The following is a 3,073-nucleotide window of genomic DNA, read 5'->3' as shown; positions in this document are numbered from 1 at the left end:
TTCTCTCAAAACTGGATAAAAGATAGAAAGTATATTTGGTTAAGTCCTCGACCTATTAGTATTCGTCAACTCCGTACATCGCTGCACTTCCATCTCGAACCTATCTACCTGATCGTCTTTCAGGGGTCTTACTTACTTGCGTAATGGGAAATCTCATCTTGAGGGGGGCTTCATGCTTAGATGCTTTCAGCACTTATCCCGTCCATACATAGCTACCCAGCGATGCCTTTGGCAAGACAACTGGTACACCAGCGGTATGTCCATCCCGGTCCTCTCGTACTAAGGACAGCTCCTCTCAAATTTCCTACGCCCACGACGGATAGGGACCGAACTGTCTCACGACGTTCTGAACCCAGCTCGCGTACCGCTTTAATGGGCGAACAGCCCAACCCTTGGGACCGACTACAGCCCCAGGATGCGATGAGCCGACATCGAGGTGCCAAACCTCCCCGTCGATGTGGACTCTTGGGGGAGATAAGCCTGTTATCCCCAGGGTAGCTTTTATCCGTTGAGCGATGGCCCTTCCATGCGGAACCACCGGATCACTAAGTCCGTCTTTCGACCCTGCTCGACTTGTAGGTCTCGCAGTCAAGCTCCCTTGTGCCTTTACACTCTGCGAATGATTTCCAACCATTCTGAGGGAACCTTTGAGCGCCTCCGTTACCTTTTAGGAGGCGACCGCCCCAGTCAAACTGTCTGCCTGACACTGTCTCCCACCCCGATAAGGGGTGCGGGTTAGAAGTTCAATACATTTGGGGTAGTATCCCAACAACGCCTCCACCGAAACTGGCGTTCCGGCTTCTCAGGCTCCTACCTATCCTGTACAAAATGTATCAAAATTCAATATCAAGCTACAGTAAAGCTCCATGGGGTCTTTCCGTCCTGTCGCGGGTAACCTGCATCTTCACAGGTACTATAATTTCACCGAGTCTCTCGTTGAGACAGTGCCCAAATCGTTACGCCTTTCGTGCGGGTCGGAACTTACCCGACAAGGAATTTCGCTACCTTAGGACCGTTATAGTTACGGCCGCCGTTTACTGGGGCTTCAATTCTCAGCTTCGCTTGCGCTAACCAATCCTCTTAACCTTCCAGCACCGGGCAGGCGTCAGCCCCTATACATCACCTTACGGTTTAGCAGAGACCTGTGTTTTTGATAAACAGTCGCTTGGGCCTATTCACTGCGGCTCTCTCGGGCTTGCACCCTACCAGAGCACCCCTTCTCCCGAAGTTACGGGGTCATTTTGCCGAGTTCCTTAACGAGAGTTCTCTCGCTCACCTTAGGATTCTCTCCTCGACTACCTGTGTCGGTTTGCGGTACGGGCACCTCTTACCTCGCTAGAGGCTTTTCTTGGCAGTGTGAAATCAGGAACTTCGTTCTAAAGAACTTCGCTATCACAGCTCAATGTTAAAGAGTGCGGATTTGCCTACACTCACACCTTACTGCTTAGACGTGCATAACCAACAGCACGCTTACCCTATCCTACTGCGTCCCCCCATTGCTCAAATGGTAAGGAGGTGGTACAGGAATATCAACCTGTTGTCCATCGCCTACGCCTATCGGCCTCGGCTTAGGTCCCGACTAACCCTGAGCGGACGAGCCTTCCTCAGGAAACCTTAGTCATTCGGTGGATGAGATTCTCACTCATCTTTCGCTACTCATACCGGCATTCTCACTTCTAAACGCTCCACCAGTCCTTACGATCTGACTTCACAGCGATTAGAACGCTCTCCTACCACGGACATCTGAGATGTCCATCCACAGCTTCGGTGAATCGTTTAGCCCCGATACATTTTCGGCGCAGCGTCACTCGACCAGTGAGCTATTACGCACTCTTTAAATGATGGCTGCTTCTGAGCCAACATCCTGGTTGTCTAAGCAACGTCACATCCTTTTCCACTTAACGATTACTTTGGGACCTTAGCTGGTGGTCTGGGCTGTTTCCCTTTTGACTACGGATCTTATCACTCGCAGTCTGACTCCCGCGTATAAATCATTGGCATTCGGAGTTTGTCTGAATTCGGTAATCCGGGATGGACCCCTAGTCCAAACAGTGCTCTACCTCCAAGATTCTTAGCCGCGAGGCTAGCCCTAAAGCTATTTCGGAGAGAACCAGCTATTTCCAGGTTCGATTGGAATTTCTCCGCTACCCACACCTCATCCCCGCACTTTTCAACGTACGTGGGTTCGGGCCTCCAGTAAGTGTTACCTTACCTTCACCCTGGACATGGGTAGATCACCTGGTTTCGGGTCTACAACCACATACTCATTCGCCCTATTCAGACTCGCTTTCGCTGCGGCTCCGTCTTATCAACTTAACCTTGCATGGGATCGTAACTCGCCGGTTCATTCTACAAAAGGCACGCTATCACCCATTAACGGGCTCTAACTACTTGTAGGCACATGGTTTCAGGATCTCTTTCACTCCCCTTCCGGGGTGCTTTTCACCTTTCCCTCACGGTACTGGTTCACTATCGGTCACTAGAGAGTATTTAGCCTTGGGAGATGGTCCTCCCGGATTCCGACGGAATTTCACGTGTTCCGCCGTACTCAGGATCCACTCTGGAGAGAACGAACTTTCAACTACAGGACTGTTACCTTCTTTGGTGGGCCTTTCCATGCCGCTTCATTTAACTCGTTCCTTTGTAACTCCGTATAGAGTGTCCTACAACCCCAAGAAGCAAGCTTCTTGGTTTGGGCTCTTCCCGTTTCGCTCGCCGCTACTAAGGGAATCGAATTTTCTTTCTCTTCCTTCAGGTACTTAGATGTTTCAGTTCCCTGAGTCTGCCATCATCACGCTATGAATTCACGTGTAGATAATATCCTATTAAAGATATTGGGTTTCCCCATTCGGAAATCTCTGGATCAAAGCTCACTTACAGCTCCCCAAAGCATATCGGTGTTAGTGCCGTCCTTCATCGGCTTCTAGTGCCAAGGCATCCGCCATGCGCCCTTAATAACTTAACCTGTAAGTTATTAAGCCTAAAAAATTAAAACTTAATAATTAAAAATCTTAAAAAAGAAATTTGTTTGTTTACTTTCGATATCGTTTTATCCAGTTTTCAAAGAACAATG

The 3,073-nt window shown here is 49.3% G+C and carries 1 rRNA gene; it reads right to left on the bottom strand.

The annotated features are described in order from the left end of the window. Positions 1-35: 35 nt before the first annotated feature. Positions 36-2,965 (bottom strand): 23S ribosomal RNA (locus tag KMHG_RS16820). Between the last annotated feature and the right edge of the window lie 108 nt (positions 2,966-3,073).

Source organism: Kurthia massiliensis, assembly GCF_000285555.1.
GTDB classification, from domain to species: Bacteria; Bacillota; Bacilli; order Bacillales_A; family Planococcaceae; genus Kurthia; species Kurthia massiliensis.
The sequence above is the reverse complement of the archived record's forward strand: the minus strand, read 5'-3'. Positions and strand labels throughout refer to the sequence as shown.